The sequence below is a fragment of the Pseudonocardia sulfidoxydans NBRC 16205 genome (assembly GCF_007989085.1).
Taxonomy (GTDB): domain Bacteria; phylum Actinomycetota; class Actinomycetes; order Mycobacteriales; family Pseudonocardiaceae; genus Pseudonocardia; species Pseudonocardia sulfidoxydans.
In genome coordinates this window covers 1-22,676 of the sequence record NZ_BJVJ01000086.1, presented here as the reverse complement: position 1 = coordinate 22,676, position 22,676 = coordinate 1, and the positions used below count along the sequence as shown (strand labels likewise).

Below are 22,676 nucleotides of genomic sequence, written 5' to 3'. Positions count from 1 at the left end.
GCCTCTCGGTGGTGTGGACGCGCACGGACACGCTGTTCCGCTGGCCTACCAGGGCGCCCCGGTGCCCAAGCGGATGAACCAGCTCGGCTCGGCGGGCCAGTCGGTCCCCGGCTCGCTGCTCACCCCGGACCCGGTCGAGGAGACCGTGGCGCTGGAGCAGGCGCGGGCGGCGGACCATCAGGCCGAGGTCGACCGGATCAACGAACGCGAGCGTCGCGACGAGCCGGCCCTGGCCGGTCGCCCCGACGCGGGTCGCCCGAAGGACCCGACCGACTGACGGTCGCACTCCACGACGAAGGCCCCGCCCGGAACCCGGGCGGGGCCTTCGTCCTCGTCGGAGTCGTTGACGGGGGCGATCCGCGGGCCGGCCTACCCCGCCGAGTTCGACGTGAGGCTGGTCCGGACCATGATCGAAGCAGCCTGGTGTCGAGCTCGGCGCGGGGCGGGCGCGCGGCTCAGTCCATGAGGTCGAGCACCGTGCGGAAGTCGGCACGCAGCAGGTACTCCCGCGCCTCCTCCAGGTGCTTGCGCCAGATCGCCTCGGCGGCGACCGGATCGCGGGCCTCGATGTGCTCGACGGCCAGGTGGTGGGCCCGCAGCCCGCGGCGGATGGCCCGCAGGTGCTGGGGCGTGCCGGCGTCGGCGGCGATGTGCGACCAGTTCGCCAGCGCGATGATGTGGTCGATCATGCCGATGAGGACCTGCAGCGTCTGGTTGCGGGTCATCTCGATGAGCAGCGTGTGGAACGCCGTGTGCGTGCGGATCGTCAGGTCGTGGTCGTCCCTGACGTCGTCGTGGGCCTTCAGCGCGGCCTTGAGGCGGGCGACGTCCTCGTCGGTGCGGCGCTCGGCCAGGAGCGCCACACAGGGCGGTTCGAGGACGAGGCGGGCGTCGTAGACGTCCTCCAGCGTGGTCCCGCGGTGCTCGAGGATGAACCCGGCGTAGCGGGCGGCGACGTCGGCGTCGGGGACCTGGACCCGCGCTCCCCCGTGGGCGCCGCGCCGGACGCTGATCAGCGACTCGGACTCGAGGACGCGGAACGCCTCGCGCAGCGTGGGCCGGGAGACCTGGAACTGCTCCATGAGCGCCGCCTCGGACGGCAGCGCGTCGCCCGCGGAGAGCTCGCCGCGGATGATCTGGCGGCGTAGGTGCGCGGCGACGAGCTCGGCCATCTTGGGCACGCGCAACCGGCGCCCGACGGCCAGTCCCGCAGCGGCGGGGACCGCCGGGGGCGGGGAGGCGTCGTCGGCAACCATCCGCTCGACCTCCCTGCACGTGCCGCGTCTTAAACAGGATGACAAATGAACCTGTTGTGCTGATGCTAAACCATCACCGACTCGCGGCGGGCACCACGCGTGCGGCCGACGGCCGGGCGGGTCGGTTGATCGGGGGGCCCGACGTTGCTACGGTCGCTGTCGTGCGCCTCGACGAGTTCATCGCTCCGCGCGCAGAGGTAGTAGCCCTGCGCGTCGGCTGAGCCAGGCCGCCCGCGCGCATTCTTCCCGCCGCCCACCCCTGCGGCCTCTCACTTCCGAGACCTGGCTCGGGTTCTTCTCTTCTCAGGACCCAGACCGGAGCACTGCCATGACTCTTCTCGATGACCGTCGCCCGTCCGACACCGGCTTTCGCATGCACCGTCGCTACGAGATCACCGTCTCCGGCGGCCTCGGCGGCGCCCTTCAGGCCGCGGAGCTGTTGCGCGACTGCGGGTTGCCCGTCCGCGACTTCTCCGTCGAGGTCCGCGACGGCGTCCCCTACAGCTCGCTGTTCGCGACGATGGCGATGACCGTCGGTGAGGCCCCCGGCTTCGCCGACCGGATGCTCGCGCACCCGATGATCCTGGCCGTCGACCCCGGCTGACCCGCCGGATCCCCCAGACCGTCACACCGCGGTGCCCGCTCGACGGGTCACACAGGTGTGAGCGAGCCGAGGCCCCCGCCGAACGACAGGGCGGGGGCCTCGAGCACGTCTCGGTCGGTGCGGGTGGTTCAGGCGCCGCGGCAGGCCGCGAGCATGGCCGCCAGTTCGGCGACCTTCACGCGGTCGGCGCCGCCGCGGACTCCCCCGAGCCGGACCTCCTCGGCGTCGAGGCGCAGCCAGTCGGTCCAGTCGACCGGCTCGACACCGTGCGCGGCGAGCGAGGCCAGCAGGTCCTCCCGCCCGGGTGCCTTGGGGTCGGGCAGGTTCGGCAGGTCCTCGAGCAGCTTCTCGACGGTCTCGATCGCGTCGCCCTTGTTGGTGCCGATGACACCGCTCGGGCCACGCTTGATCCAGCCGGTGACGTAGGAGCCGACGACGGGCTCGCCGTCACGCATCACCCGGCCGCCCTCGTTGGGCACGGTGCCCGACGCCTCGTCGAACGGAAGGCCGGGGATGGGCTCGGCCGAGTAGCCGATGGCCCGCACGACGAGGCCGACGTCGAGGGTCTCCTCCTCGCCCGTGCCGCGGACGCGGCCGTCGACGACCTCGTTGCGCTCGATCACGAGGCCGCTGACGCGACCGTCGGTGCCGAGGATGCGCACGGGGCTGCGCAGGAACCGCAGGTGGATGCGGCGGGGCCGGCCCTCCTCGATGTCGGCGGCCGCCCACGCGGTGAGCATGTCGAGGTTCTGGTGCTGGCGCCGGTCGTCGATACCGCTGCGGTCGGGGCCCTCACCGGCGAGCAGGTCGTCGTCGTGGACGATGACGTCGGCGTGGGCGAGGTCGCCGATCTGGCGCAGCTCCGCCGGGGTGAACTTGACGTGCTGCGGGCCGCGCCGGATCAGGATGTGCACGTCGCGCACGGCGCTCCCGCGCAGGACGGCGAGCACGTTGTCGGGGATGTCGGTGGCGGCCATCTCGTCGGCGGTCTTGGCGAGCACGCGGGCGACGTCGAGCGCGACGTTGCCGGCACCGACGACGGCGACGCCCGGGTGGTCGAGCGGGGGCGCGGACCCGAGGTGGTCGGGGTGCCCTGAGTACCAGCTCACGACCTGGCCCGACCCGACGCTGCCGACGAGGTCCTCCCCCGGCACGCCGAGCGCGCGGTCGACCGAGCTGCCGGTGGCGTGGACGACGGCGTGGTAGTGCTCGCGCAGGACGTCCAGCGGCAGGCCGCCGTCCTCGCGGCCGACGGGGACGTTGCCGAGGAAGTGCACCTCGGCCGGGTCGAACGGCTTCTGCAGGACCCGGATGACCGACTTCATCTTCACGTGGTCGGGCGCGACGCCGTAGCGCACCAGCCCGTAGGGGGCGGGCAGCCGGTCGATCACGTCGACGCTGACGCCGGTGTCGGCAGCCGAGGCGAGCAGGGCGGCCGCGGCGTAGAGGCCGGACGGTCCGGCCCCGATCACGGCGACTCTGGGCTGGGCGGATGTCATGCGATCTCCTTGCTGCGCCGGGCGTCGTCGTCCCGGGCACCGGGCTCATTCATACCTCACGGGGCAGCCGGACCGGCCCCGGGATTGTGCAGGTCACGGACCCGGCCGCGGTCCGTTCGGTGTCGACGACAATGACGCTGCGGTGCCCGTCCGCGCAACGCGGTGTGCGCCGGCGGGGAACGTCGCTCACCGGCCGGCCGCCCGCATCCTCGCGGCGACGGAGTCCGCCCCGCAGCCGTAGGAACGACGGTAGTCGGCGGGTGAGACGCCCACCTGGCGGCGGAAGTGGTGGCGCAGCAGCGCCGCCCCGCCGAACCCGCACTCGTGGGCGATCTCCTCGACGGACAGGTCGGTGTCCTCGAGCAGGCGCTGGGAACGCAGGACGCGCTGCAGGGTGAGCCAGCGGACGGGCGTGGTGCCGGTCTCGGCGGCGAAGCGGCGGGCGAAGGTGCGTGCCGACATCCCGGCGCGCCCGGCGAGGGCGGCGACGCTGTGGTCCTGGTCGACGTGTTCGAGCATCCAGTCCAGGACGGGGGCGAGGGTGTCGACGGAGCACTCCGGAACCGGCTGGTCGACGTACTGGCGCTGGCCGCCCTCGCGCTGGGGCGGGACGACCATGCGGCGGGCGATGCCGTTGACGACGGCGCTGCCGAGCTCGCGGCGGACGATGTGCAGGCAGGCGTCGATGCCCGCGGCGGTGCCGGCGCTGGTGACGAGGTCGCCCTCGTCGACGTAGAGCAGGTCGGGTTCGACGAGGGCGAGCGGGTGCCGTTCACGCAGGTCGTCGACGGCGTTCCAGTGCGCGGTGCAGCGGCGGCCGTCGAGCAGGCCGGCGGCGCCGAGGACGAACACCCCGGAGCAGACCGACAGGATCGTGGCGCCGGCGGCGTGGGCGGCGCGCAGGGCTTCCAGGACGGGTTCGGGGAACGCGCGCAGCCGGGTGGCGCCGACGGCGACGAGGTCGGCACCCTGCAGTCCGTCGAGGCCGTGGTCGGGGGTGATGAGGACGCCGCCCGAGGTGGCGCGCAGGGGCACGTTCGCCTCGGGGCCGCAGACGCGGAAGTCGAGGACGGGCAGGCCGTCCTCGGATCGGTCGAGGCCGAAGACCTCGCAGATCACGCCGAACTCGAACACGGCCAGCTCGTCGAGGACGAGCGCGGCGACGCTGCGCAGCATGGGTCACAGTGTATGGCGGAATCTTTGCGGAGGTTGACTTCCTGCCGTCTGTTGGCAGGAAGTCAACGAGCGGATAGTTCCTGCCATGGTCCTCTCGCTGCTGGTTCTCGCCCTGGTCCTTGTCGTCGTCGCCGTCTCGGTGCGGGCGCACCGCACCGGCTCCCGACCCTTCCGCCTCGCCCAGTTCCGCCCCTCCGCACCGTTCACCGGGCTGCTCCCCCGGGACGGCTCCAGCCACGTCGACCGCGACATGCAACGGCTGGTGTCCGACCTGCGGGCACAGTCCGACGCACCCGCCGACCTGGCCCGGCTCCTGCGCTGACCCTGCTCGCGGTGCCGGCAGACCACACGTCCACGGCCCGGACGCCCCGACGGCGTCCGGGCTCTCAGCCTGTCCGGAACCTCAGCCTGTCGGGAACCTCAGCCTGTCCGGAACGCGGCCAGGCGCTCGGCCTCGGCGGCGACCTCACGGGCCTGCCGCGCGGTCAGCTCCGTGAACGGCTCGACGACCACCCGGCCGTCGGTGACCCGCCAGCTTCCCGCCACGCGGCCGTCGACGAGGACCGTCGGCACGGACTGCGGGATCGACCGGTGGAACACCCGGTCCCGGTACCCGGCGGGGACCACGCCGGCCCGGTAGGCGTGCCCCAGCAGGAGGACGGCGTCGAACGTCGACAGGAACCGCACCGGCGCCGGGACCCGCGGGTCGGGCAGCGGTGTGCGGGGCAGGTCGACCAGTTCGGTGCCGTCCTCGGCGCGGAACCGGCGGAGGTGCAGGCGCGCGAGGACGGCCCGGACCGTGCCGACGGTGACCCCGGCCCAGCGGGCGATGTCGGCCGCCGAGGCCGGGCCGAACGCCCGCAGGTGGCGCCGGACCAGCAGCTCCTCCCCCGCGGCGACGACGTCGGGCGGCTCCGGACCGGGTGCGGCGGCCCCGAGATGCGCGGCGGCCAGGCCGTACACGTGGGCGCGCGGGGTGTCCCACGTCCCGGCGGGCGGGACGCGGACCATGTCCGTCCACAGCTGGGTTCCGGGGAACAGCGCCCGGTCGAGCCCGGCGCCGGTCAGGGTGGCGGCCAGCTCGGCTTGGGTGGCGGGCCCGTCCTCCAGCCGTCGACGGACCAGTGCCGACGCCTCGACGAAGCGCTCCTCGGGGTGCGCCTTGTGCAGCCGCATCCAGTACCCGCGCCGCGGCAACCGGACCGCCGCCGTCAGCGGGGCGTAGTCGGCGCGGGAGACCATGTGGATGGTGCAGCGCATCATCCAGGCCTGCACGACGCGTCCCGCCGTCAGCGCGGCGGTGAGGTCGTCGCGGGTGAACCCGTCGAGGCGGGAGAAGAGCCCGACGTAGCCCGACGGCGCGTACTGGGTCTGCAGCCCGCCGAAACGTTCGACGCCCCGCTCCGGCGAGACCCGCACCCGTTCCAGCAGCCCCTGCCGCGCCAGCAACGCCCGGTTGAGCGCGTCCCGCGTCAGCACCCGCACCGCAACCTCCCCTGTGAGCGGCAATAGTCGCTGGAGCGACTATTGCCGCTCACGACCCCCGAGGGTCCTGTCGACGAGCTCACCCGCGTGATGCGGTGTACCGCCCCCGCTGGTCAGCGACAGGTTGCGCGCCATGGCCTCCGGGTGCACCCGCAGTCCCTCCAGACAGATGCGCAGCCGTGCGGCCGCGCCGCCGGTGGCGCACAACAGGTCCATGAGCGCGGGCCACTCCGTGTGCCAGGGACCGGCGGCGCGCTGGTGCTCGTGGCCGGCCGCGGCGAGCAGCGTCGCGACCAGGCCCGGCGCCCGCCCTGCCGACGCCCGCGCCGTCACCGCCGCGACCGGGTTCCGCTTGTGCGGCATCGACGACGACCCGCCCGGCGCCGACTCCGACACCTCGCCGACCTCCGTGGCGGAGAGCAGCACGACGTCGGTGGCGGGCTTGGCGCAGGCCCCGGCGGCGACCCCCAGCGCGCCGGCGAGCTCTCCTAGACGGGAACGCTCGGTGTGCCACGGGACGTCTGCGCGGGGCAGCCCGAGCAGGTCGGCGAGCGCGTCGGCCATCGCCGGCCCGTGCGGGTACGACGCTGCGAGCGTCCCGGCCGCTCCCCCGAACTGCACGGGCAGCGCGCCGACCACGTCGACGAGGGCGAGGCGGGCCCGGTCCAGGCCCGCGCACCACCCCGCCGCGACAAGGCCGAACGTCGTCGGCAACGCCTGCTGGCCCAGCGTGCGGGCGGCCATCGGGGTGTCGCGGTGCTCGCCCGCCAGCCGGGCCGCGCCGTCGGCCGCGCCGCCGAGGTCGTCGTCGATCACCGTCGCGGCGGCGCGGACGAGCAGCACGAGCGCGGTGTCCATGACGTCCTGGCTGGTGGCGCCCGGGTGGACGGCCGCCCCCGCCGGACCGGCAGCGGCACGCAGCCTGCGCGCCAACGGGATCACCGGGTTGCCACCCTCGACGGCCTCCGCCGCCAGGATCGCGGGGTCGAGGCCGGCGCGTAGCTCCTGCGCAGCCCGCTCGACCTGGGCGGCGTCGTCGACGAGTCCCTGCTGCGCGGCGGCGTGGGTCAGGGCGACCTCGACGTCGAGCAGCGCGTCCAGCCAGGCCCGGGCGTCGAGCGTCGCGGCGACGCGGTCCGCGCCCAGCAGCGGGCCGAGCATTCCCCCCGGAGGTTCGGACATGGCGCGGAGCGTAGATCACCGGCCCGGTCGGCGCCCCGGAGCGCGACGCCCACCGGCGCGGTCAGGCCGGGGCCTTGTCCAGGAAGCCCAGGACCCGCTCGATGCGGCCCTGCTCGTCGGTGACGACGACGTCGAAACCGACGACGATCGGCCCCGGTCCCCAGCCGAGCCGGGCCTGCCGGTGGTGGGCGTCGACGGGACCGACGGGGGGTGAACACGAACCCGGGGAACTGCTCCTGCACCGCGGCGATGGTGGCGGCGACGCCCGCCTCGCGACGCTGCACCAGGAGCTGACGGCCTACCCGGGCGGCACCGACGAGGACCCGGGCCCCGGCGCGGTCGTCGTGCCGCTGCGGCTGCGGGTGCCCGGCGGAGAGCTCGCGTTGTTCTCGCCGGCCGCGCACGTCACGACGGCGGCGTCGGACGTGACCGTCGACGAGCTGGCGGTGGAGACCTTCCACCCCGCCGACGCCGCGACCGCGGACGCGCTGCGCCGGCTCACCACGTGACGTCCCCGACCGGGGCGGGCCACACCCCGCTCGATCAGCCACGATGGAACGTGTGACGACCCGCCACGACACCGTCCTGCTCGACCTCGACGGCACCCTCGTCGACTCCGCGTCCGGCATCCTCGGCTCGCTCGCTGCCGCGTTCGCCGAGATGGGTGTCGAGCCGGCGCCCGGCGCGGTCGGCCGCCACGTCCTCGGACCGCCGCTCTACACGACGCTGCCGGGCATCGTCGGCGACGAGCGGGCCGACGAGGCGCTGGTCGTCTACCGCCGGCACTACGCCGCGCGCGGGCTGTACGACTGCAAGCCCTACGCCGGCATCGACGCGCTGCTGCGCGAGCTGTCGGACGCCGGCGTCCGGCTGGCGCTGGCGACGAGCAAGTCCGAGGTCTACGCCGAACGCATCCTCGACCATCAGGGCTGGACCGACCTGTTCACGACGATCGTCGGCGACACCCTCGACGCCGGCCGTCCCACCAAGGCCGACGTGGTGGCGGAGGTGTTGCGGCGCCTGGGACCCGGCGCGGCCGAGCAGGCGGTGATGGTGGGCGACCGGCGCAACGACGTCGCCGGGTCGGCCGCGCACGGCATCGCCTGCCTCGGCGCGGGCTGGGGCTACGCCGACCCGGGCGAGCTGGAGGAGGCCGGCGCCGCGGCCGTCCTGGGGTCCGTCGAGGATCTCGCTGCCGCGCTGCGCTGACGCACAGGTCGCGCCCCGCTCCCGCGGGCCGGACTTGCGACCGCGGACCGCACCGGACTCCCGACGAGGCCGGTGCCGGCCGTGGCCCCGTGGCTGGGGTAGCGGCCGGCACCGGCCTCGATCAGGACAACGCCGCGGGACTACGGGTCAGGCCGCCTGGCTGCGGACGTACTTGATCATCCCGATGACGTCTTCGGGCACAAGTCGGCCGATGGCGCCGCTGGAGTAGACGCTGACGACGACCTTGCCCGTCGGGTCGAGGACGAAGCCCGTGGACTGCAGGTGCTGCGGCTCGGCGTTCACGAATGCCCCGGTCGCGTCGGCGACGGCGGTCGCGTCGGCGCTGTGGCCGACGGGGAAGCGCAGGCGGTGCTTGGCGACGAGAGCTGCGGTGGTCGCGGCGTCGTCGACCGAGAGCGCGACGACCTTGGTCCCGATGGCCTCGAGGTCGTCGTGCGCACGTTCGAAAGCGCGGAGCTGGGCGATGCAGTACGGGCACCAGGAGCCTCGGTAGAACAGGACGACGCCGAAGTGGCCGGTGAGGGCGTCGGGGATTTGGAGCGTGCCACCGTCGGAGAGGACGAGGTTCAGCGTGGGAAAGACGTCGCCGGGCTGGAGCCGGGTCATGGAGGACCTCCACTGTCGGTCGGACTTGGTGATGGGACCGGACGCACCGATGCCGGGACCGGTATCGGGGGGCGCGAACGGGGCGGTCACGGACGTTCCGGTTCGCGTGTGGAAGGGGACGAGGCAGCGATCCCGCGGATCCCGCGGATCCCGAGAACGTCGGGCACCTCGGCGAGCGAACGGACGGTCACGTCGGGTTGCGCACCGATCGTGTCGAAGGCGCCTCCTGCGCGGTTGATCCATGCTGTGCGCATCCCGGCCGTCGCGGCTCCGACGATGTCGAACGGGTTGCAGGACACGAGGCGAATCTCCTCGATCGGGCGGCCGAGGGTTTCTGCGGCGTACCGGTAGACGGCGGGGTGTGGTTTGAAGACCCGGACGCTGTCGACGCTGATCACCCGGGGGAAATGTGCACGTAGCCCGCTGTTGTCCAGGCAGGCGTCGAGCATCGCCGGGTTTCCGTTGGACAGCAGGACCATCTCGATGCCCGCGTCGGTCAGTTCCTGCAGCGCTGTCGCGGTGTCCGGGAACGGTTCGAGGGTGTCGTAGCGTGCCAGGACCGCAGCCCGTTCGTCGTCACCGATCGTCAGGTCGTGCGCTCGGAGGGCGAAGTCCAGTGAGCGTTCGGTGAGCTGTGCGAAGGGCTCGTAGCGTCCCATGACGGTGAGCCGGAAGGCGTAGTCGATCTGGGTTCGCCGCCACGTCGAGGCTACGAGCTCCGCCGCGGACGGTGCCATCATGCGTTCGAGGTCGGTGCTGATCGCGAGCGGGTCGACCAGTGTGCCGTAGAGGTCGAAGGCGAGGGCCTCGCGTCGCGTCGAGGGATCGGGGGAGGTCGCGACGGTCCGTGGCGCCACCGCGGGTACCCGGTAGATGCGCCCGGTGGTGGCGAGAGCCTCGGACCCCCACTCGCCGCCGACGCCCGTGACCAACCAGTCGAGGATGGCCCAGATGTCGAGGTCCGCGGTGGTCTCGTCGAGCGGTTCCACGCCCGGGACCACAGCGTGGATCTCCACGCCCGCGGGGAAGGGCTGTCCTGAGCGGCCCAGGAAGACGAGTTCGTAGAACCGGTCCTCCACGCGCAGCAGGCCCGCCGCGCCGATGCGCTCGGCATCGAGACCGAACGTGTCGGTGACGAACCGGCGGAACTCGGGGTAGTGCCCCAATGACGGTTCGGTCAGCAGCGGTACGCCGCGATGGCCGGCGGGCCGGTCCGCGGGCGGCTCGACGATCGGGAGTGCGCTCATCGGGCTGCTCCGTGTCCGTGGACCCGTGACACGAAGTCGGCGAGCAGGTGGCCGATCTCGGTGCCGGAATCCTCCTGCACGAAGTGGCGGCCGGTCACGAGGTGGGTTCCCTCGGCGTGTGGCCACACGTCGTGCCAGTGGGCGGAGAAGACGTCCGGGGTGAAGACGTCGTCCTCACGCCCCCAGATGACCGTCGCCGGCAGGCGCAGGGCGCGCACACCGTCCTCGAGCCGGACGAACCGGTCGGTCGTGATGTCGCTGGCCCGTCCGAGCGGGATCGACCGGGGCCAGGTCCAGGTCAGCGTCCGTTCGTCGGCGTCACCGAGCACGGCCGTGTACGCCTCGCGGGACCGCTCGGCGAAGCCGGCCCGGTCCACGACGGACAGGTACATCCCGCGACCGGGCATGGCGGCGTGCGTGCCGAGCAGATAGGGGCCGACGAGGGGGGCGTGCATGAGCCGCCACGGGAGAACGTCCTGGTGGAACTCCGAGGACGGGGTCGTCCACGCCCACGTCGACATCACGGCGACGGCGGCGGCGCGTTGCCGGCGGGCGAGCAGGGCGCCGAGTCCCGTCGGGCCGCCCCAGTCGTGACAGACGAACGTGACGTCGTACAGGTCGAGCTCGTCGAGCAGGGCGACGATGTTCGCGGTGTGGTTGTCGAGGGTGTGCACGCTGGCCGAGTGCGGCTTCTCGGACAGCCCGAAGCCGATCTGGTCGGGCACCACCACGCGCAGACCGGTCGCCAGCAGCGGCCGGATCGTCTCGCGCCACAGGAACCCCCAGGCAGGGTTGCCGTGCAGCAGCAGGACCGGCGGCGCGTCCCGGGGGCCTTCGTCGACGTAGTGCATCCGCCGACCGTTCACCGATACGAACCGTGACCGGTAGGGATAGCGGGTCCGGACCGCAGGGGGCAGCTCGTCGATCGTCATCGTCACCGGCACGCTCCCGGTCCGTCGGTCATGGCGATCTCCTGGTGGTCGGCGGCGCAGGGAGCGATTGGAGTGGGCACCCCAACTCAATCAGATGAGCGGACTGGACCGCCAGCCCCAAAAGGTAGGATCCACCGCATGAGCGCAGGAGGTCTCGCCGACCCGGGCCTGACCCGCAAGGGTCGCGCGACCCGCGAGCGCATCGTCAGGGCGGCGGCGGCACTGATGTTCGAGCGCGGCGCCACCGGCACGAGCCTCGACGAGGTGCAAGCCGCTGCCGGTGTCAGCAGCTCGCAGATCTATCACTACTTCCAGGACAAGAAGGTGCTCATCCGCGCTGTGATCAGCCGCCAGACCGACGAGGTTCTCGGGGCTCAAGAACCTCTCCTGAGCGAGCTGGACAGTGTCGAGTCCCTGCGGAGGTGGCGTGACCAGATCGTCGGGATCCAGCGGGAACGCCAGTGCGAGGGAGGATGCCCGATCGGCTCGCTCGCGGGTCAGCTCGCCGAGGTGGACCCGCTGGCCAGGAAGGATCTCGCCGACGGGTTCGAGAGGTGGGAGTCCGCGATCCGGTCGGGACTCCTGGCGATGCGTGATCGCGGTGACCTGCGAGCGGACGCGGATGCCGAGCGGCTCGGAACCGCACTGCTCGTAGCCCTGCAGGGCGGTCTGCTCCTCACGCAGGTCCACAGGAATACGACTGCGCTGGAGGCTGGGCTCGACACGGTCATCGAGCACATCGCCTCCCTCGCGTCGGACACCGCACGCCGGCTGCGGTGAGCACTCGTGAGCGGCGATGGTCGCGATAGCGACCATCGCCGCTCACAGCATCAGGCGTTGACGGCGGCCACGACCTGGGCGTAGTCGCCGCGGGCCTCGCCGTAGCGCAGGAACTTCACCCGCTCGACCTGGATCTCGGTCGCGTCGGGCTGGGTGTCGAGCAGGGTCATGACCTCGTCGACGAACTCCGCCAGGGGCATGGCGGCGGCGTTGTCGGCCTGGCCGGGCATGAGGTCGGTCTGCACCGACGGCGGCTCCAGCTCGACCACGCGCACCGGGGTGTCGGCCAGCTGCAGCCGCAGCGACTCGCTGAGCATGTGGATCGCGGCCTTCGAGGCGTTGTAGGTCGGGGTGGCGCCCAGCGGCGCGAACGCGAGCCCGGACGAGACGGTGACGATCGTGGCGTCGGGGCGGGTCTGCAGGTGCTCGACGAACGCGGCGATCAACCGGATCGGGCCGAGGACGTTCGTGGTGACGGTCCGCTCGGCGGTGTCGAGGAACGTCTCGGGGGTGTGCCAGTCCTCGACGCGCATGATGCCCGCCATCGTGACGAGCACGTTCAGGTCGGGGTGTGCCGCCAGGACCGTCGCGGCGGCGGCCTGGATGCCGGCGGGGTCGTCGGTGTCGAGCGCGACGGTGTGGATGCCCGGGTGCTCGGCCGCGACCCGTTCCAGCAGCGCGGTGCGCCGGCCGCCGACGATCACGGTGTTGCCCTTGTCGTGCAGGGCGACCGCGAGGGCGAGGCCGATGCCGCTCGTGGCGCCGGGGATGAAGATCGTGTTGCCGCTGATGTCCATGCCCCGAGGCTGCGCCCCGCCCGCGGCCCTGCGGCAGAGTGCGCTCATCGGGGGATCGCCGATCCCTGGCTCGCGCGGCGGGCGCGTCGCAGACTGGCCCCATGGACAAGGTGGAGCTGGCGGCGTTCCTGCGCCGGCGCAGGGAGGCGTTGCGACCCGAGGACGTCGGGCTGCCGGAGGGCGCGCGGCGGCGCACGGCCGGGTTGCGGCGCGAGGAGGTCGCGATGCTCGCCGCGATGTCGACGGACTACTACACGCGCCTGGAGCAGCAGCGCGGTCCGCAGCCCAGCGAGCAGATGCTGTCGTCGCTCGGCCGGGCGCTGCGGCTGTCGGACCATGAGCGCGACTACCTGTTCCACGTCGCCGGCCGCAACGCGCCGTCACCGGTCGCGGTCGCCGCGCACGTCGCACCGGCGTTGCTGCGGGTGCTCGACCGGCTCTCGGACACGCCGGCGCTGATCGTGTCGTCGCTGGGTGAGGTGCTGGTGCAGAACGCGCTGGCCGAGGCCCTCTACGGCGACCCGTCCCGATTCACGGGCCTGGCGCGCAGCGGGATCTACCGCTGGTTCACCGACCCGCACGAGCGGCTGGTCTACCCCGAGGACGACCGCGACCGGCAGGGCCGCGCGCTGGTCTCGACGTTGCGGGCCGCGCACGGCTCGATGGGCCCGCGATCACGCGCGGGCGAGCTGGTGCGGGCGCTGCGCCGCGAGAGCGCCGAGTTCGCCGAGCTGTGGGACCGCCACGAGGTGACCCAGCGGTTCGCCGACCACAAGGTCCTGGTCCACCCGCAGCTGGGCGACATCGAGGTCGACTGCCAGGCGCTGTTCACCGAGGACCAGTCGCAGTCCCTGCTGGTGCTGACGGCGGCGCCCCGGTCGGAGGCGGAGGAGAAGATCCGGCTGCTCGGCGTCATCGGGACTGAGCGGTTCAGCCGATCCGTCAGACACCCCCTAGCGTGACCGGCAGCTCGCGCAGTCCGCGGATGAGCGTGCTGTGCCGGTACACGAGGTCGTCGGGGTCGGCGGCGAGGGTGAGCGACGGGTAGCGGTCGAGCAGCGCCCGCAGCGCGACGTCGCCCTCGATGCGCGCGAGCTGAGCGCCCAGGCAGAAGTGCAGGCCGTGGCCGAACGCGACGTGCCCGCTCGCGTCGCGGGTGACGTCGAGGCGGTCGGCGTGGGGGAACCGGGCGGGGTCGCGGTTGGCTGCGCCCAACCCCAGCATGACGACGGATCCGCCGGGGATCGTCGTCCCCGCGATCTCGACGTCCTCGGTGGTGAACCGCACGGGCGCGTTGCCGACGGGTGAGTCCCAGCGCAGGAACTCCTCGACCGCGCCCTTGCCCAGGTCGGGGTCGTTGCGTAGCAGTTCGAGCTGGTCGGGGTGGGTGAGCAGGCCGAGCAGGGCGTTGCCGATGAGGTTGACGGTCGTCTCGTGCCCGGCGATGAGCAGCAGCACGCCCATGGCGACGAGCTCTTCACCGGAGAGCCGGTCCCCGTCGTCCTCGGAGACGGCGACGAGGGCGGAGAGCAGGTCGTCGCCGGGGTGGGCGGCCTTGCGCCCGGCGAGCTCGCCGAGGTAGGCGCTCATCTTCTGCGAGGCGGCCGTCTTGGCGTCCTGCGGCGCGTCGTCGACCATCGTGGCCGACCAGGCGCTGAACTCGTCGCGGTCCTCGGCGGGGACGCCGAGCAGCTCGCAGATCACCCGGACCGGGAGCAGGAAGGCGTAGTGCGCCATGAGGTCGACGGTCCCGTCGGCGGGGAGGTCGGCGAGCAGGTCGGCGGCGATCTCCTCGACGCGCGGACGCAGCTCGGCCATCCGCCGGGCGGTGAAGGGGCGGCTGACGAGCTTGCGCAGCCGGGTGTGGTCGGGCGGGTCCATCAGGATCATCATCGGCGTGGCGGGGGCGTCGGCGCGCTGCTCGGGGGGCAGCGTCCAGCGCCAGTCCTTGGCGAGGCGGGGGTCGGTGAAGGCGGCGCGCACGTCGTCGTAGCGGGTGACGATCCAGGCGGGGCCGCCGGGGATGTCGATGCGCCGCACCGGGGCCGCGTCGCGCAGCGCGGCGTACGCCGGGTAGGGGTCGTTCCAGAACTCGCCGTCGAAGAGCTCGGGGGTACCGGTGGTGGCGGTCTCCGTCATGGCACCCATCGTGCCACCTCCGGTGAGCGGCCGCTTACTTCAGGCGGGAGGGGCTCAGCTCCCCCGGGTCGAGGTCGATGTCGGACGGCACCGGCGTCCCCGTGACCACAGCTGCCGCCAGGGCGCCGAGCGCGGGTGAGGTCTCGATCCCCGACCCGCCCTGACCGGCGACGAAATGGAACCCCGGGTCCCGCGGCCGGGCCCCGACCACCGGACGACGGTCGGCGACGAACGACCGGAGCCCCGCCCACGACGTCCGTACCGACCGCAGCCCCAACGTCGTCACCGCGGCGACCCGCTCGAGCGCGAGCGCGACGTCGAGCGCGTCCGGCCGGGCGTCGACGGGGTCCGACGGCGTCTCGTCGCCCGGCGAGGCCAGCAGCCCGCCCGACTCGCTCTTGAAGTAGAAGCGCTCGCCGACCTCGGTGACCATCGCCTGCAGCCCGCCGTCGACACCGGCGAGGCGCTCCGGCTCGGCCACCGAGAGCACGGCGGCGGTGCGCCGCAACGGGGTCAGCCCGATCGGCGCGACCCCCGCGGCACGCGCGACGACGTCGGCCCACGCCCCGGCGGCGTCGACGACGTCGGGCACGTCCGTGGTGGAGCCACCGACATGGACGCGCCAGCCGTCGGCGAGCCGGTCGATCCCGGTGACCCGGGCCGACGTCCGCACCTGTCCGCCGCGGCGGCGCAGGCCACGCACGTACGCGGCGTGCAGCGCGGCGGCGTCGACGTCGGCCGACGACGACGTCGACGCGGCGGCCTGCACCGCGCCGGGACGCAGCACCGGACACAGCCGCTCGGCCTCGACCGGCGAGATGCGTTGTGGCGCAAGTGGTTCCCCGGCACGTTCGGCGAGCAGGGCGTCGACGCCGCGCACGCCGTCGTCGTCGAACCCCGCCCAGATCACCGTGCGCGGCGTCAGCAGGGGCGGCGCGTCGAGCTCCTCGGCGAGCGCCGCGAACCGCTGCAGGCTCGCCGCGACCAGGGCCCGCACCGGGGCCGTGCCGTGACCGGGGATGCAGGTCGCCGCCGAGCGTGCCGTCGAGTGCGTCGCCAGCGCCTGTTCGGCCTCCAGCAGCAACACGCGCCGGTGCGCGGCGAGCTCGTAGGCCACCGACGCCCCCGCGATCCCGCCGCCGATCACGACCACGTCGACCGAACCGTTCGTGCTGGTCACGGCGTCGACGTTAATTCAGTGGCGCGGCCTGCGGGTGCGCGGCTACCTTTCCGGCCATGCGCTTCTTCCTCTGAGACGACCGCGGGCGCCCGCCCGCCGTCGCCCCCGCGCCCGACGCGGGGCTGCCCCGTCCCAGCCCACCGGCCGGCACTCGCCGTCCGCCGCTGCGCGCCGGCCCAGCTCACCAGGAGGTCCGCATGACCGCACGTACTCCGTCACGTCGATCCGTCCCCGCCGCAGCGACCGCTGCCGGGGCCGACCGGCCCGCCCTCAACCGCGCCGAACGCCGCGCGCGCCGCAAGGGCGGGGACCAGCCGCAGCGCACGATCCCCGGGGCGACGTCCACGCGCCCGGGATCGGTGTCCACGAAGCCGGCGCACACGCGCACCGACTTCGCGGCCCGCCGCAGCGGCTGACACCGCGGCCCGTCGCTGGTGACGGCGGGCCGCATCGGGGGGCCGTGCGCGGGACGTGGTGTGTACCGCGTCCCGCGCACGCGGTCCCGTCACACGACGGCGAGCGCCGGGCCCTCCACCGACACCCGGACCCGCTCCCCCGCCTGCCGACGCGCGGCCCGTCACGCCCGTCACGCCCGCTCGGCCCGGGCGCCGCGCCGTGCGACGCTGACGACGTGCCCGACCCCGACCCCGACCCGACCGGCCCGTCCGCGCCCCGCGCCACGGAGTGCGCGATCTGGTGGGCGGCTCCGATCGACCCTGCCGGCCGGTCCGACCTCGTCGCCCTGCTCGACGAGCACGAACGCACCCGGCTGCGTGCCTTCCGCCGCCCCGACGACGCCGGCCGCTACCTGGCCGCGCACGCGCTGACCCGGCTCGTCCTGGGTGAGCGCACCGCCACCCATCCCGCGGGCGTGCGGTTCGACCGCACCTGCCGCTGCGGGGTCCAGCACGGCAAGCCGCGTCTCGACGAGCCCGGCGCCCCCGAGTTCTCCTTCACCCACTCCGGCGACCTGGTCGGCCTCGCGGTCGCCGACGTCGCCGTCGGGCTCGACGCCGAGCACCACCGGGCGCTGTCCGACGTGGCGTCGATGGCCGAGCACGTCAGCTCACCTGCGGAGAGGCAGCGGCCGGCGCCGTCGACGACGGAGCAGTTCCTGCGGGTGTGGACGCGCAAGGAGGCGCTGCTCAAGGTCACCGGCGAGGGCCTGTCGCGGCCGATGGACTCGATCACCCTGAGCCCGCCCGGTGCACCGGCGGCCGTCGAGGACTGGGCGGGTGACGGCGCGCCCGCGGGCCCGTTCTGGCTGGTCGACCTGATGCCGAGGCTGCGCCACCCCGCCGCCGTGGCCGGGCTGGGCGCCGTCGCGCCGGCGGTCACCGAGCACGACGGCGACGCCGTCCTGCGCGCCCGCGTCGCCCACATCTGAGCCGTCCGGGAACCGCCGAGCTCGACCTCGGACTGGTTCGATCATGCTCCGGACCAGTCCCACGTCGAGCTCGCCGCGGGCCGGGCGATCCTCAGGCGGGCGGGCGCCAGGGGCGCGGGGGCAGCACGGGCAGCCCGGACGGGGCGCACTGGCCGCCGCGCTCGCCCAGCAGCCGGAAGATCAGCCAGCCCAGCAGCGCCGCGAGCACCGACCCGGCGAGGATGCCGATGGTCGCCTGGCTCTTGAGGGCCTGGTCGTCGAACGCGAGATCGGTGACGAACAGCGCCACGGTGAACCCGATGCCCGACAGCGCGGCGCCGCCGACGAGCTGGCCCCAGCGCAGGGTGTCGGGCACCCGGCCCAGCCCGGTGCGCAGCGCCACCCAGGTGCCGGCGGACACACCGAGCAGCTTGCCGACGACCAGCGCCACGACGATGCCCCACGTGATCGGTGACGTCGCCGCCGCGCGCAGCGACTCGCCGTCGAGCACGATTCCGGCGTTGGCCAGGGCGAACAGGGGGACGATGACGTAGCCCGACCACGGCTGGATGCGCAGCTGCAGCCGCTCGTTGGGCGAGATCGTCCCGACGGCGGCGGCCTGCGCGGCGAGCGCGCGCTCCGGGGTGGGGTCGACGAGCAGGCTCGTGCCGGCGACCTGCAGCCGCGCGAGGTCGCGCCGCTGCGGGGCGTAGGCGTTGACCAGCAGCCCCATGAGGACCCCGACGACGCTGGGGTGGATGCCCGACTCGAGCACCGACAACCACATGAGGACGCCGATGAGCACGTAGATCGGTGTGCGCCAGAAGTTGACGAAGCGCAGCGCGACCGTGGCCACGAACAGCGCGATCGCGATCAGCAGCGCCGTCCACTCGACGTGGTCGGTGTAGAAGATCGCGATCGCGGCGATGGCGCCGATGTCGTCGACGACGGCGAGGGCGAGCAGGAAGATCCGCAGCTGGTCGGGGCAGCGCGGGCCGACGAGGGCGAGCACGCCGAGCAGGACGGCGGTGTCGGTGGAGATCGCGATGCCCCACGCGCTCGCGCCGGGGCCGCCGGCGTTGAACGCGACGTAGAGCAGCGCGGGGACGGTGAGCCCGCCCAGGGCGGCGAGTGCGGGCGTGGCGATGGCCCGGCCGCCGCGGAGCTCGCCGATCGTCATCTCGCGCGAGATCTCCAGCCCGATGCTGAAGAAGAAGATGACCATCAGCCCGTCGTTGACCCAGTGGCGCAGGTCCTCGGTGAGGGCGCCCCCGCCGAAGCGCAGCGAGAACTCGGTGTGCCAGAACGTCTCGTAGGACCCGGACACGTTCGCCCAGATCAGGGCGATGAGCGCGGCCGAGAGCAGCATCACCGCCGACCCGGACTCGGTGCGCAGGAACTGGCGCGCGGCGCGACTGAGGTCCCCGCGCTCGGCTAGTGTCGTGACGGCCACCCCCGGAATCCTGCCCGGCGCGGGTGCCGCGCGATCAGGAGGGCGACCATCAGCACATTCCGGCTCGATCCGCCGATCGGTTCGTACGACCATCTGCGGGGCGTCCTCAACGCGCCCTACTCGCTCGTCGAGTACGGCGACTTCGAGTGCCCGTACTGCCGGGCCGCCTACCCGGTCGTGGAGGAGGTCATCGAGCGGCTGGGCGACAAGCTCGTCTTCGCGTTCCGCCACTTCCCCCTCTACGAGCTGCACCCGCTGTCGCTCGCCGCGGCCACCGCCGCCGAGGGCGCCTCCGTGAAGGGCCAGTTCTGGGCCATGCACGAGAAGCTCTACTCCGGCGACGAGCCGCACCTCACCCAGCCCGACCTGCGCCGCTACGCCGAGGAGATCGGCATCCCGCCGGAGAAGGTGCTGTGGCCCAACACCCGGTTCGTCGAGGACCGTGTGGAGGCCGACTTCAACTCCGGGGTCCGCAGCGGGGTGCGCGGGACGCCGTCGTTCTTCGTCAACGGGATGCTGCACGAGGGCCCGGTGTCGGTGCGCGGGTTCCTGGAGGCGTTGCAGCGCGAACCGGTGCCGGCCGAGCCCTGACCCGGGTGCCGGTCTGCCCCGTCGGACACTGTCGGTGCCCCGGGTGAGAATGGCCGGGTGACGGGTCCGGGACGGCGCTGGGTGCTGCACCTGGACATGGACGCCTTCTACGCCTCCGTCGAGCAGCTGACCCGGCCCACGCTGGCCGACCGCCCGGTGCTCGTCGGCGGGGCCGGCCCGCGCGGGGTCGTGGCCGGTGCAAGCTACCAGGCGCGGGTGTTCGGGGCACGGTCGGCGATGCCGATGTCCCAGGCCCGCCGCAGGTGCCCGCACGCCACGGTGCTCCCGCCGCGGTTCGAGCTCTACAAGGCGCTGAGCGCGATCGTCATGACCGTGCTGGGTGAGGCGGCGCCGGTGCTGGAACCGGTGTCGCTCGACGAGGCCTTCCTCGAACCGCCCGCGCTGGCCGGGGCCGGCGCGGCGGAGGTCACCGAGTTCGGCACGGCGCTGCGCGCGGCGGTGCGCGAGCGGACGGGGCTGCCCGCGTCGGTCGGGGCGGGGTCGGGCAAGCAGCTGGCCAAGATCGCCTCGGAGCTGGCCAAGCCCGACGGGTTGCGTGTCGTCGCCCCCGAGGAGGAACGCGCGGTGCTCGACCCGCTGCCGGTGCGGTCGCTGTGGGGCATCGGTCCGGTGTCGGAGGCGGCGCTGCACCGGCTCGGCGTCACCACGATCGGGCAGTTCGCGGCGATGGACGGCCGTGAGGTGGGCGGGGTGCTCGGCTCCGCGGTCGGGACGGAGCTGCACCGGCTGGCCCGCGGCGTCGACGACCGCCCCGTCGCGCCCCGCGGCGCGGCCAAGCAGGTCAGCGCGGAGACCACGTTCGAGACCGACCTGACCACGATGACCGACGTGCACGCCGCCGTCGCCCGCATGGCCGAGGCCGCGCACCGCCGCCTCGTCGCGTCGGGGCGGGCGGCGCGGACCGTCACCGTGAAGGCCCGCACCGCCGACTTCGCGACGTCGAGCCGGTCGGAGACCACCGCCTACCCGAGCACCGACCTGGGCACGCTCACCGCGGTGGCGCAGCGGCTGGCGCGCACCGCGGTCGGCGAGGGCGGGATCCGGCTGATCGGGGTGTCGCTCTCGGGTCTCGACGACTCCCCGCCGCCCGCGCTGTTCGACGCGGTGGCCTCGGCGGACGGCTGGACGGCTGTCGCGGCGGGTGGTGAGGCGCCGCCGCCTCCCGAGAGCCCGCCGGAGCTCCCGCACCGTGCTCCCGCCGTACCCGCGCCGTGGCGGGCAGGCGACGACGTCGCCCACCCCGAGCACGGGCACGGCTGGGTGCAGGGCGCGGGGCACGGCCGGGTCACCGTCCGGTTCGAGACACGCGCGACGGGACCGGGCGCGGCCCGCACCCTGGCCGCCGACGACCCGGCCCTGACCCGCGCGGACCCGCTGGACTCCTGGAGCCTGTGAGTGGCGATAGTCGCTGTAGCGACTACCGCCACTCACGACCTCAGGCGTCCTTGTCGACGACCCCGGCCGAGTCGAAGGTCGCGACGTCGTGCAACGCCCGGGCCGCGGCCTGGGCGACGGGCAGGGCCAGCAGCGCGCCCGTGCCCTCCCCCAGCCGCATCCCCATGTCCAGCAACGGGTCCAGCCCCAGGTACGCGAGCGCGAGGGTGTGCCCGGGCTCGGCGGAGCGGTGCCCGGCGAGGCAGTATCCGACAGCCGCGGGCGCGAAGGCCGCGGCAGCCAGCGCGGCCGCACCGCCGGAGACGCCGTCGAGCAGCACCGGCACCCGCAGCGCCGCGGCGCCCAGGACGAGCCCGGCGAGGCCCGCGTGCTCGAGCCCGCCGAACGCGGCGAGCACCCCGAGCGGGTCGGCCGGGTCCGGGCGGTGCCGGTCGAGCGCCGCCCGCACCACGTCGGTCTTGCGGGCGAGGGTGTCGTCGTCGACGCCGGTGCCGCGGCCCGTCGCGACCTCCGGGTCGGCACCGGTGAACGCGCAGATCAAGGCGGCGGCGGCCGTGGTGTTGGCGATGCCCATGTCGCCGGTGAGCAGGCAACGGTTGCCGGCGGCGACGAGGTCGCGGGCCGTCTCGATGCCCACCTCGACCGCGGCGCGGGCCTGCTCCCGGGTCAGCGCCGGCCCGGTGGTCATGTCGGCGGTACCACGGGACACCTTGCGCGGCAACAGCCCCGGCACCGGATCGAGGTCGGCGGCCACGCCGATGTCGACGACGCACACCTCCGCGCCCAGCTGGCGGGCGAACGCGTTGACGACGGCCCCGCCGGCGAGGAAGTTGCCGACCATCTGCGCCGTGACCTCCTGCGGCCACGGCGTCACCCCTTGGGCGTGGACGCCGTGGTCACCGGCGAACACCGCGACGACGGCGGGCTCGGGCAGCGGCGGCGGACACGCGTCAGCGACCCCGGCGAGGGTGACGGCGACGTCCTCGACGCGGCCCAGCGAGCCCCGCGGCTTGGTCATCCGGTCGAGCCGCTCCCGCGCCGCGCCGCGCGCCTCCTGCGACGCGGGCTCGATCGCGGCGACCGTCTCGTCGACGAGGTCCATCGGTGCCTCCCCGGGCAGTCCGCGGCGGCCGTAGACGTCGTGGTGCACGGCCCAGCGCAGCGGCCGCCGCCGCGACCACCCGGCCTGTTCCAGTTCGGGGACGTCGGCGAACCCGTCGACGTGCCCCACACACAGATAGGCGACGACCTCGACGTGCGCGGGCAGCCCGAGCAGGGCAGCGAGCTCGCGCTCGCCGTCACCGTCGAAGAAGCTGACCCAGCCGACGCCGAGACCCTCGGCGCGGGCGGCGAGCCACAGGTTCTGCACGGCCGTGACCGTCGAGAACGTGCCCATGCGGGGTTGGGCGTAGCGGCCGAGAGTGTGCCGGCCGCCGCGCGTCGGATCACTGGTGACGACGACGTTGACCGGCGTCTCCAGGATCGCCTCGACCCGCAGCGACGCGAACGCCGCCGCCCGGGCCCGCGGCAGCGACGCGGCGTAGGCGTCGCGGTGGCGGTGCACGAGGTCGCGGACGCGTTCGCGGACGGCGCGGTCGCGCAGCACCACGAAGTCCCAGGGCTGCGAGTGGCCGACGCTGGGGGCGGCGTGGGCGGAGGCGAGGATGCGGTGCAGGACGTCGTCGTCGACGTCGATCCCGGGGCGGAACCCGGACCGCACGTCGCGGCGGGCCCGGG

At 73.9% G+C, this 22,676-nt stretch carries 23 protein-coding genes and 1 pseudogene; 11 read left to right on the top strand and 13 right to left on the bottom strand.

What is annotated here, in order from left to right; all coding sequences use genetic code 11:
- Positions 1 to 277: pseudogene (locus tag PSU4_RS26640) on the top strand (cytochrome bc1 complex cytochrome b subunit); the annotation flags it as partial.
- A 178-nt stretch (positions 278 to 455) separates the two neighbouring features.
- Here PSU4_RS26640 and PSU4_RS26635 read toward each other — a convergent pair.
- Positions 456 to 1,256, bottom strand: coding sequence for a FadR/GntR family transcriptional regulator (locus PSU4_RS26635; RefSeq protein ID WP_246115363.1), 801 nt, complete (start codon positions 1,254 to 1,256; stop codon positions 456 to 458).
- 328 nt (positions 1,257 to 1,584) lie between these two features.
- On the opposite strand from PSU4_RS26635, the gene PSU4_RS26630 reads away from it, so the two are divergent.
- Positions 1,585 to 1,860, top strand: coding sequence for a hypothetical protein (locus tag PSU4_RS26630; protein ID WP_147114221.1), 276 nt, complete (start codon positions 1,585 to 1,587; stop codon positions 1,858 to 1,860).
- A 128-nt stretch (positions 1,861 to 1,988) separates the two neighbouring features.
- On the opposite strand, the gene PSU4_RS26625 is transcribed toward PSU4_RS26630, so the two are convergent.
- Positions 1,989 to 3,359: an FAD-dependent oxidoreductase gene (locus PSU4_RS26625; protein ID WP_147114217.1), complete on the bottom strand. Its 1,371-nt coding sequence runs from the start codon at positions 3,357 to 3,359 to the stop codon at positions 1,989 to 1,991.
- 186 nt (positions 3,360 to 3,545) lie between these two features.
- On the bottom strand, positions 3,546 to 4,535 hold the full coding sequence (locus PSU4_RS26620) for a helix-turn-helix domain-containing protein (protein ID WP_147114214.1): 990 nt from the start codon (positions 4,533 to 4,535) through the stop codon (positions 3,546 to 3,548).
- An 85-nt stretch (positions 4,536 to 4,620) separates the two neighbouring features.
- Here PSU4_RS26620 and PSU4_RS26615 point away from each other — a divergent pair, with 85 nt between their 5' ends.
- A complete protein-coding gene (locus PSU4_RS26615; protein ID WP_147114211.1) occupies positions 4,621 to 4,857 on the top strand; it encodes a hypothetical protein in 237 nt (78 codons plus the stop codon).
- Between the two features lie 98 nt (positions 4,858 to 4,955).
- On the opposite strand, the gene PSU4_RS26610 is transcribed toward PSU4_RS26615, so the two are convergent.
- Both PSU4_RS26610 and PSU4_RS26605 read right to left on the bottom strand, forming a co-directional pair.
- Positions 4,956 to 6,020, bottom strand: a complete 1,065-nt coding sequence (locus PSU4_RS26610; RefSeq protein ID WP_246115362.1) for a winged helix DNA-binding domain-containing protein — start codon at positions 6,018 to 6,020, stop codon at positions 4,956 to 4,958.
- Between the two features lie 39 nt (positions 6,021 to 6,059).
- Complete coding sequence (locus PSU4_RS26605; RefSeq protein ID WP_147114208.1) at positions 6,060 to 7,202, bottom strand: lyase family protein; 1,143 nt, start codon at positions 7,200 to 7,202, stop codon at positions 6,060 to 6,062.
- A 101-nt stretch (positions 7,203 to 7,303) separates the two neighbouring features.
- Here PSU4_RS26605 and PSU4_RS32585 point away from each other — a divergent pair, with 101 nt between their 5' ends.
- Positions 7,304 to 7,711: an MmyB family transcriptional regulator gene (locus PSU4_RS32585; protein WP_246115361.1), complete on the top strand. Its 408-nt coding sequence runs from the start codon at positions 7,304 to 7,306 to the stop codon at positions 7,709 to 7,711.
- Positions 7,712 to 7,754: 43 nt separating this feature from the next.
- Positions 7,755 to 8,411, top strand: a complete 657-nt coding sequence (locus PSU4_RS26590) for an HAD hydrolase-like protein (RefSeq protein ID WP_147114205.1) — start codon at positions 7,755 to 7,757, stop codon at positions 8,409 to 8,411.
- A gap of 147 nt (positions 8,412 to 8,558) precedes the next feature.
- On the opposite strand, the gene PSU4_RS26585 is transcribed toward PSU4_RS26590, so the two are convergent.
- The 3 genes from PSU4_RS26585 to PSU4_RS26575 all read right to left on the bottom strand — a co-directional run bounded on the left by PSU4_RS26585 (position 8,559) and on the right by PSU4_RS26575 (position 11,217).
- A complete protein-coding gene (locus tag PSU4_RS26585; protein WP_147114202.1) occupies positions 8,559 to 9,038 on the bottom strand; it encodes a peroxiredoxin family protein in 480 nt (159 codons plus the stop codon).
- Between the two features lie 86 nt (positions 9,039 to 9,124).
- The gene (locus PSU4_RS26580) at positions 9,125 to 10,285 is read right to left on the bottom strand and encodes a haloacid dehalogenase type II (protein WP_147114199.1); all 1,161 of its coding nucleotides are present in this window, start codon (positions 10,283 to 10,285) and stop codon (positions 9,125 to 9,127) included.
- Positions 10,282 to 11,217 (bottom strand): alpha/beta fold hydrolase, encoded by a 936-nt coding sequence (locus tag PSU4_RS26575; RefSeq protein WP_246115365.1) that lies wholly within the window; start codon positions 11,215 to 11,217, stop codon positions 10,282 to 10,284. Before PSU4_RS26575 ends, PSU4_RS26580 begins: the two co-directional genes overlap by 4 nt.
- Before the next feature lie 138 nt (positions 11,218 to 11,355).
- On the opposite strand from PSU4_RS26575, the gene PSU4_RS26570 reads away from it, so the two are divergent.
- Entirely contained in the window at positions 11,356 to 11,997 is a 642-nt protein-coding gene (locus tag PSU4_RS26570) for a TetR/AcrR family transcriptional regulator (protein ID WP_147114193.1), read from the top strand.
- 50 nt (positions 11,998 to 12,047) lie between these two features.
- On the opposite strand, the gene PSU4_RS26565 is transcribed toward PSU4_RS26570, so the two are convergent.
- On the bottom strand, positions 12,048 to 12,794 hold the full coding sequence (locus PSU4_RS26565) for an SDR family oxidoreductase (protein ID WP_147114190.1): 747 nt from the start codon (positions 12,792 to 12,794) through the stop codon (positions 12,048 to 12,050).
- Positions 12,795 to 12,895: 101 nt separating this feature from the next.
- Between PSU4_RS26565 and PSU4_RS26560 the strand changes: the two genes are divergently transcribed.
- Positions 12,896 to 13,756, top strand: a complete 861-nt coding sequence (locus tag PSU4_RS26560; RefSeq protein WP_147114187.1) for a helix-turn-helix transcriptional regulator — start codon at positions 12,896 to 12,898, stop codon at positions 13,754 to 13,756.
- Here the strand turns inward: PSU4_RS26560 and PSU4_RS26555 are convergent.
- Together PSU4_RS26555 and PSU4_RS26550 are read right to left on the bottom strand one after the other, a co-directional pair.
- Entirely contained in the window at positions 13,737 to 14,942 is a 1,206-nt protein-coding gene (locus PSU4_RS26555; RefSeq protein ID WP_147114184.1) for a cytochrome P450 family protein, read from the bottom strand. The two genes, PSU4_RS26560 and PSU4_RS26555, sit on opposite strands and share 20 nt — an antisense overlap.
- 25 nt (positions 14,943 to 14,967) lie before the next feature.
- Entirely contained in the window at positions 14,968 to 16,113 is a 1,146-nt protein-coding gene (locus PSU4_RS26550) for an NAD(P)/FAD-dependent oxidoreductase (protein WP_186817200.1), read from the bottom strand.
- 197 nt (positions 16,114 to 16,310) lie between these two features.
- Between PSU4_RS26550 and PSU4_RS26545 the strand changes: the two genes are divergently transcribed.
- Complete coding sequence (locus PSU4_RS26545; RefSeq protein ID WP_147114178.1) at positions 16,311 to 16,529, top strand: hypothetical protein; 219 nt, start codon at positions 16,311 to 16,313, stop codon at positions 16,527 to 16,529.
- Between the two features lie 215 nt (positions 16,530 to 16,744).
- Complete coding sequence (locus PSU4_RS26540) at positions 16,745 to 17,500, top strand: 4'-phosphopantetheinyl transferase family protein (RefSeq protein ID WP_147114175.1); 756 nt, start codon at positions 16,745 to 16,747, stop codon at positions 17,498 to 17,500.
- A 91-nt stretch (positions 17,501 to 17,591) separates the two neighbouring features.
- On the opposite strand, the gene nhaA is transcribed toward PSU4_RS26540, so the two are convergent.
- Positions 17,592 to 18,932 (bottom strand): Na+/H+ antiporter NhaA, encoded by a 1,341-nt coding sequence (gene nhaA / locus PSU4_RS26535; RefSeq protein ID WP_147114173.1) that lies wholly within the window; start codon positions 18,930 to 18,932, stop codon positions 17,592 to 17,594.
- A gap of 33 nt (positions 18,933 to 18,965) precedes the next feature.
- On the opposite strand from nhaA, the gene PSU4_RS26530 reads away from it, so the two are divergent.
- Together PSU4_RS26530 and PSU4_RS26525 are read left to right on the top strand one after the other, a co-directional pair.
- On the top strand, positions 18,966 to 19,523 hold the full coding sequence (locus PSU4_RS26530) for a DsbA family protein (RefSeq protein ID WP_147114170.1): 558 nt from the start codon (positions 18,966 to 18,968) through the stop codon (positions 19,521 to 19,523).
- Positions 19,524 to 19,580: 57 nt separating this feature from the next.
- Positions 19,581 to 20,939 (top strand): DNA polymerase IV, encoded by a 1,359-nt coding sequence (locus tag PSU4_RS26525; RefSeq protein WP_281290739.1) that lies wholly within the window; start codon positions 19,581 to 19,583, stop codon positions 20,937 to 20,939.
- A gap of 40 nt (positions 20,940 to 20,979) precedes the next feature.
- Here PSU4_RS26525 and cobT read toward each other — a convergent pair.
- On the bottom strand, positions 20,980 to 22,676 hold a 1,697-nt coding region (gene cobT, locus PSU4_RS26520), incomplete at its 5' end, for a nicotinate-nucleotide--dimethylbenzimidazole phosphoribosyltransferase (protein ID WP_147114168.1).

Coding starts and splice junctions, on each gene's coding strand:
- PSU4_RS26635 (WP_246115363.1), bottom strand. CDS start 1,256: ATGGTTGCCGACGACGCCTCCCCGCCCCCGGCGGTCCCCGCCGCTGCG.
- PSU4_RS26630 (WP_147114221.1), top strand. CDS start 1,585: ATGACTCTTCTCGATGACCGTCGCCCGTCCGACACCGGCTTTCGCATG.
- PSU4_RS26625 (WP_147114217.1), bottom strand. CDS start 3,359: ATGACATCCGCCCAGCCCAGAGTCGCCGTGATCGGGGCCGGACCGTCC.
- PSU4_RS26620 (WP_147114214.1), bottom strand. CDS start 4,535: ATGCTGCGCAGCGTCGCCGCGCTCGTCCTCGACGAGCTGGCCGTGTTC.
- PSU4_RS26615 (WP_147114211.1), top strand. CDS start 4,621: ATGGTCCTCTCGCTGCTGGTTCTCGCCCTGGTCCTTGTCGTCGTCGCC.
- PSU4_RS26605 (WP_147114208.1), bottom strand. CDS start 7,202: ATGTCCGAACCTCCGGGGGGAATGCTCGGCCCGCTGCTGGGCGCGGAC.
- PSU4_RS32585 (WP_246115361.1), top strand. CDS start 7,304: ATGCGGCCCTGCTCGTCGGTGACGACGACGTCGAAACCGACGACGATC.
- PSU4_RS26590 (WP_147114205.1), top strand. CDS start 7,755: ATGGAACGTGTGACGACCCGCCACGACACCGTCCTGCTCGACCTCGAC.
- PSU4_RS26585 (WP_147114202.1), bottom strand. CDS start 9,038: ATGACCCGGCTCCAGCCCGGCGACGTCTTTCCCACGCTGAACCTCGTC.
- PSU4_RS26580 (WP_147114199.1), bottom strand. CDS start 10,285: ATGAGCGCACTCCCGATCGTCGAGCCGCCCGCGGACCGGCCCGCCGGC.
- PSU4_RS26575 (WP_246115365.1), bottom strand. CDS start 11,217: ATGACGATCGACGAGCTGCCCCCTGCGGTCCGGACCCGCTATCCCTAC.
- PSU4_RS26570 (WP_147114193.1), top strand. CDS start 11,356: ATGAGCGCAGGAGGTCTCGCCGACCCGGGCCTGACCCGCAAGGGTCGC.
- PSU4_RS26565 (WP_147114190.1), bottom strand. CDS start 12,794: ATGGACATCAGCGGCAACACGATCTTCATCCCCGGCGCCACGAGCGGC.
- PSU4_RS26560 (WP_147114187.1), top strand. CDS start 12,896: ATGGACAAGGTGGAGCTGGCGGCGTTCCTGCGCCGGCGCAGGGAGGCG.
- PSU4_RS26555 (WP_147114184.1), bottom strand. CDS start 14,942: ATGGGTGCCATGACGGAGACCGCCACCACCGGTACCCCCGAGCTCTTC.
- PSU4_RS26545 (WP_147114178.1), top strand. CDS start 16,311: ATGACCGCACGTACTCCGTCACGTCGATCCGTCCCCGCCGCAGCGACC.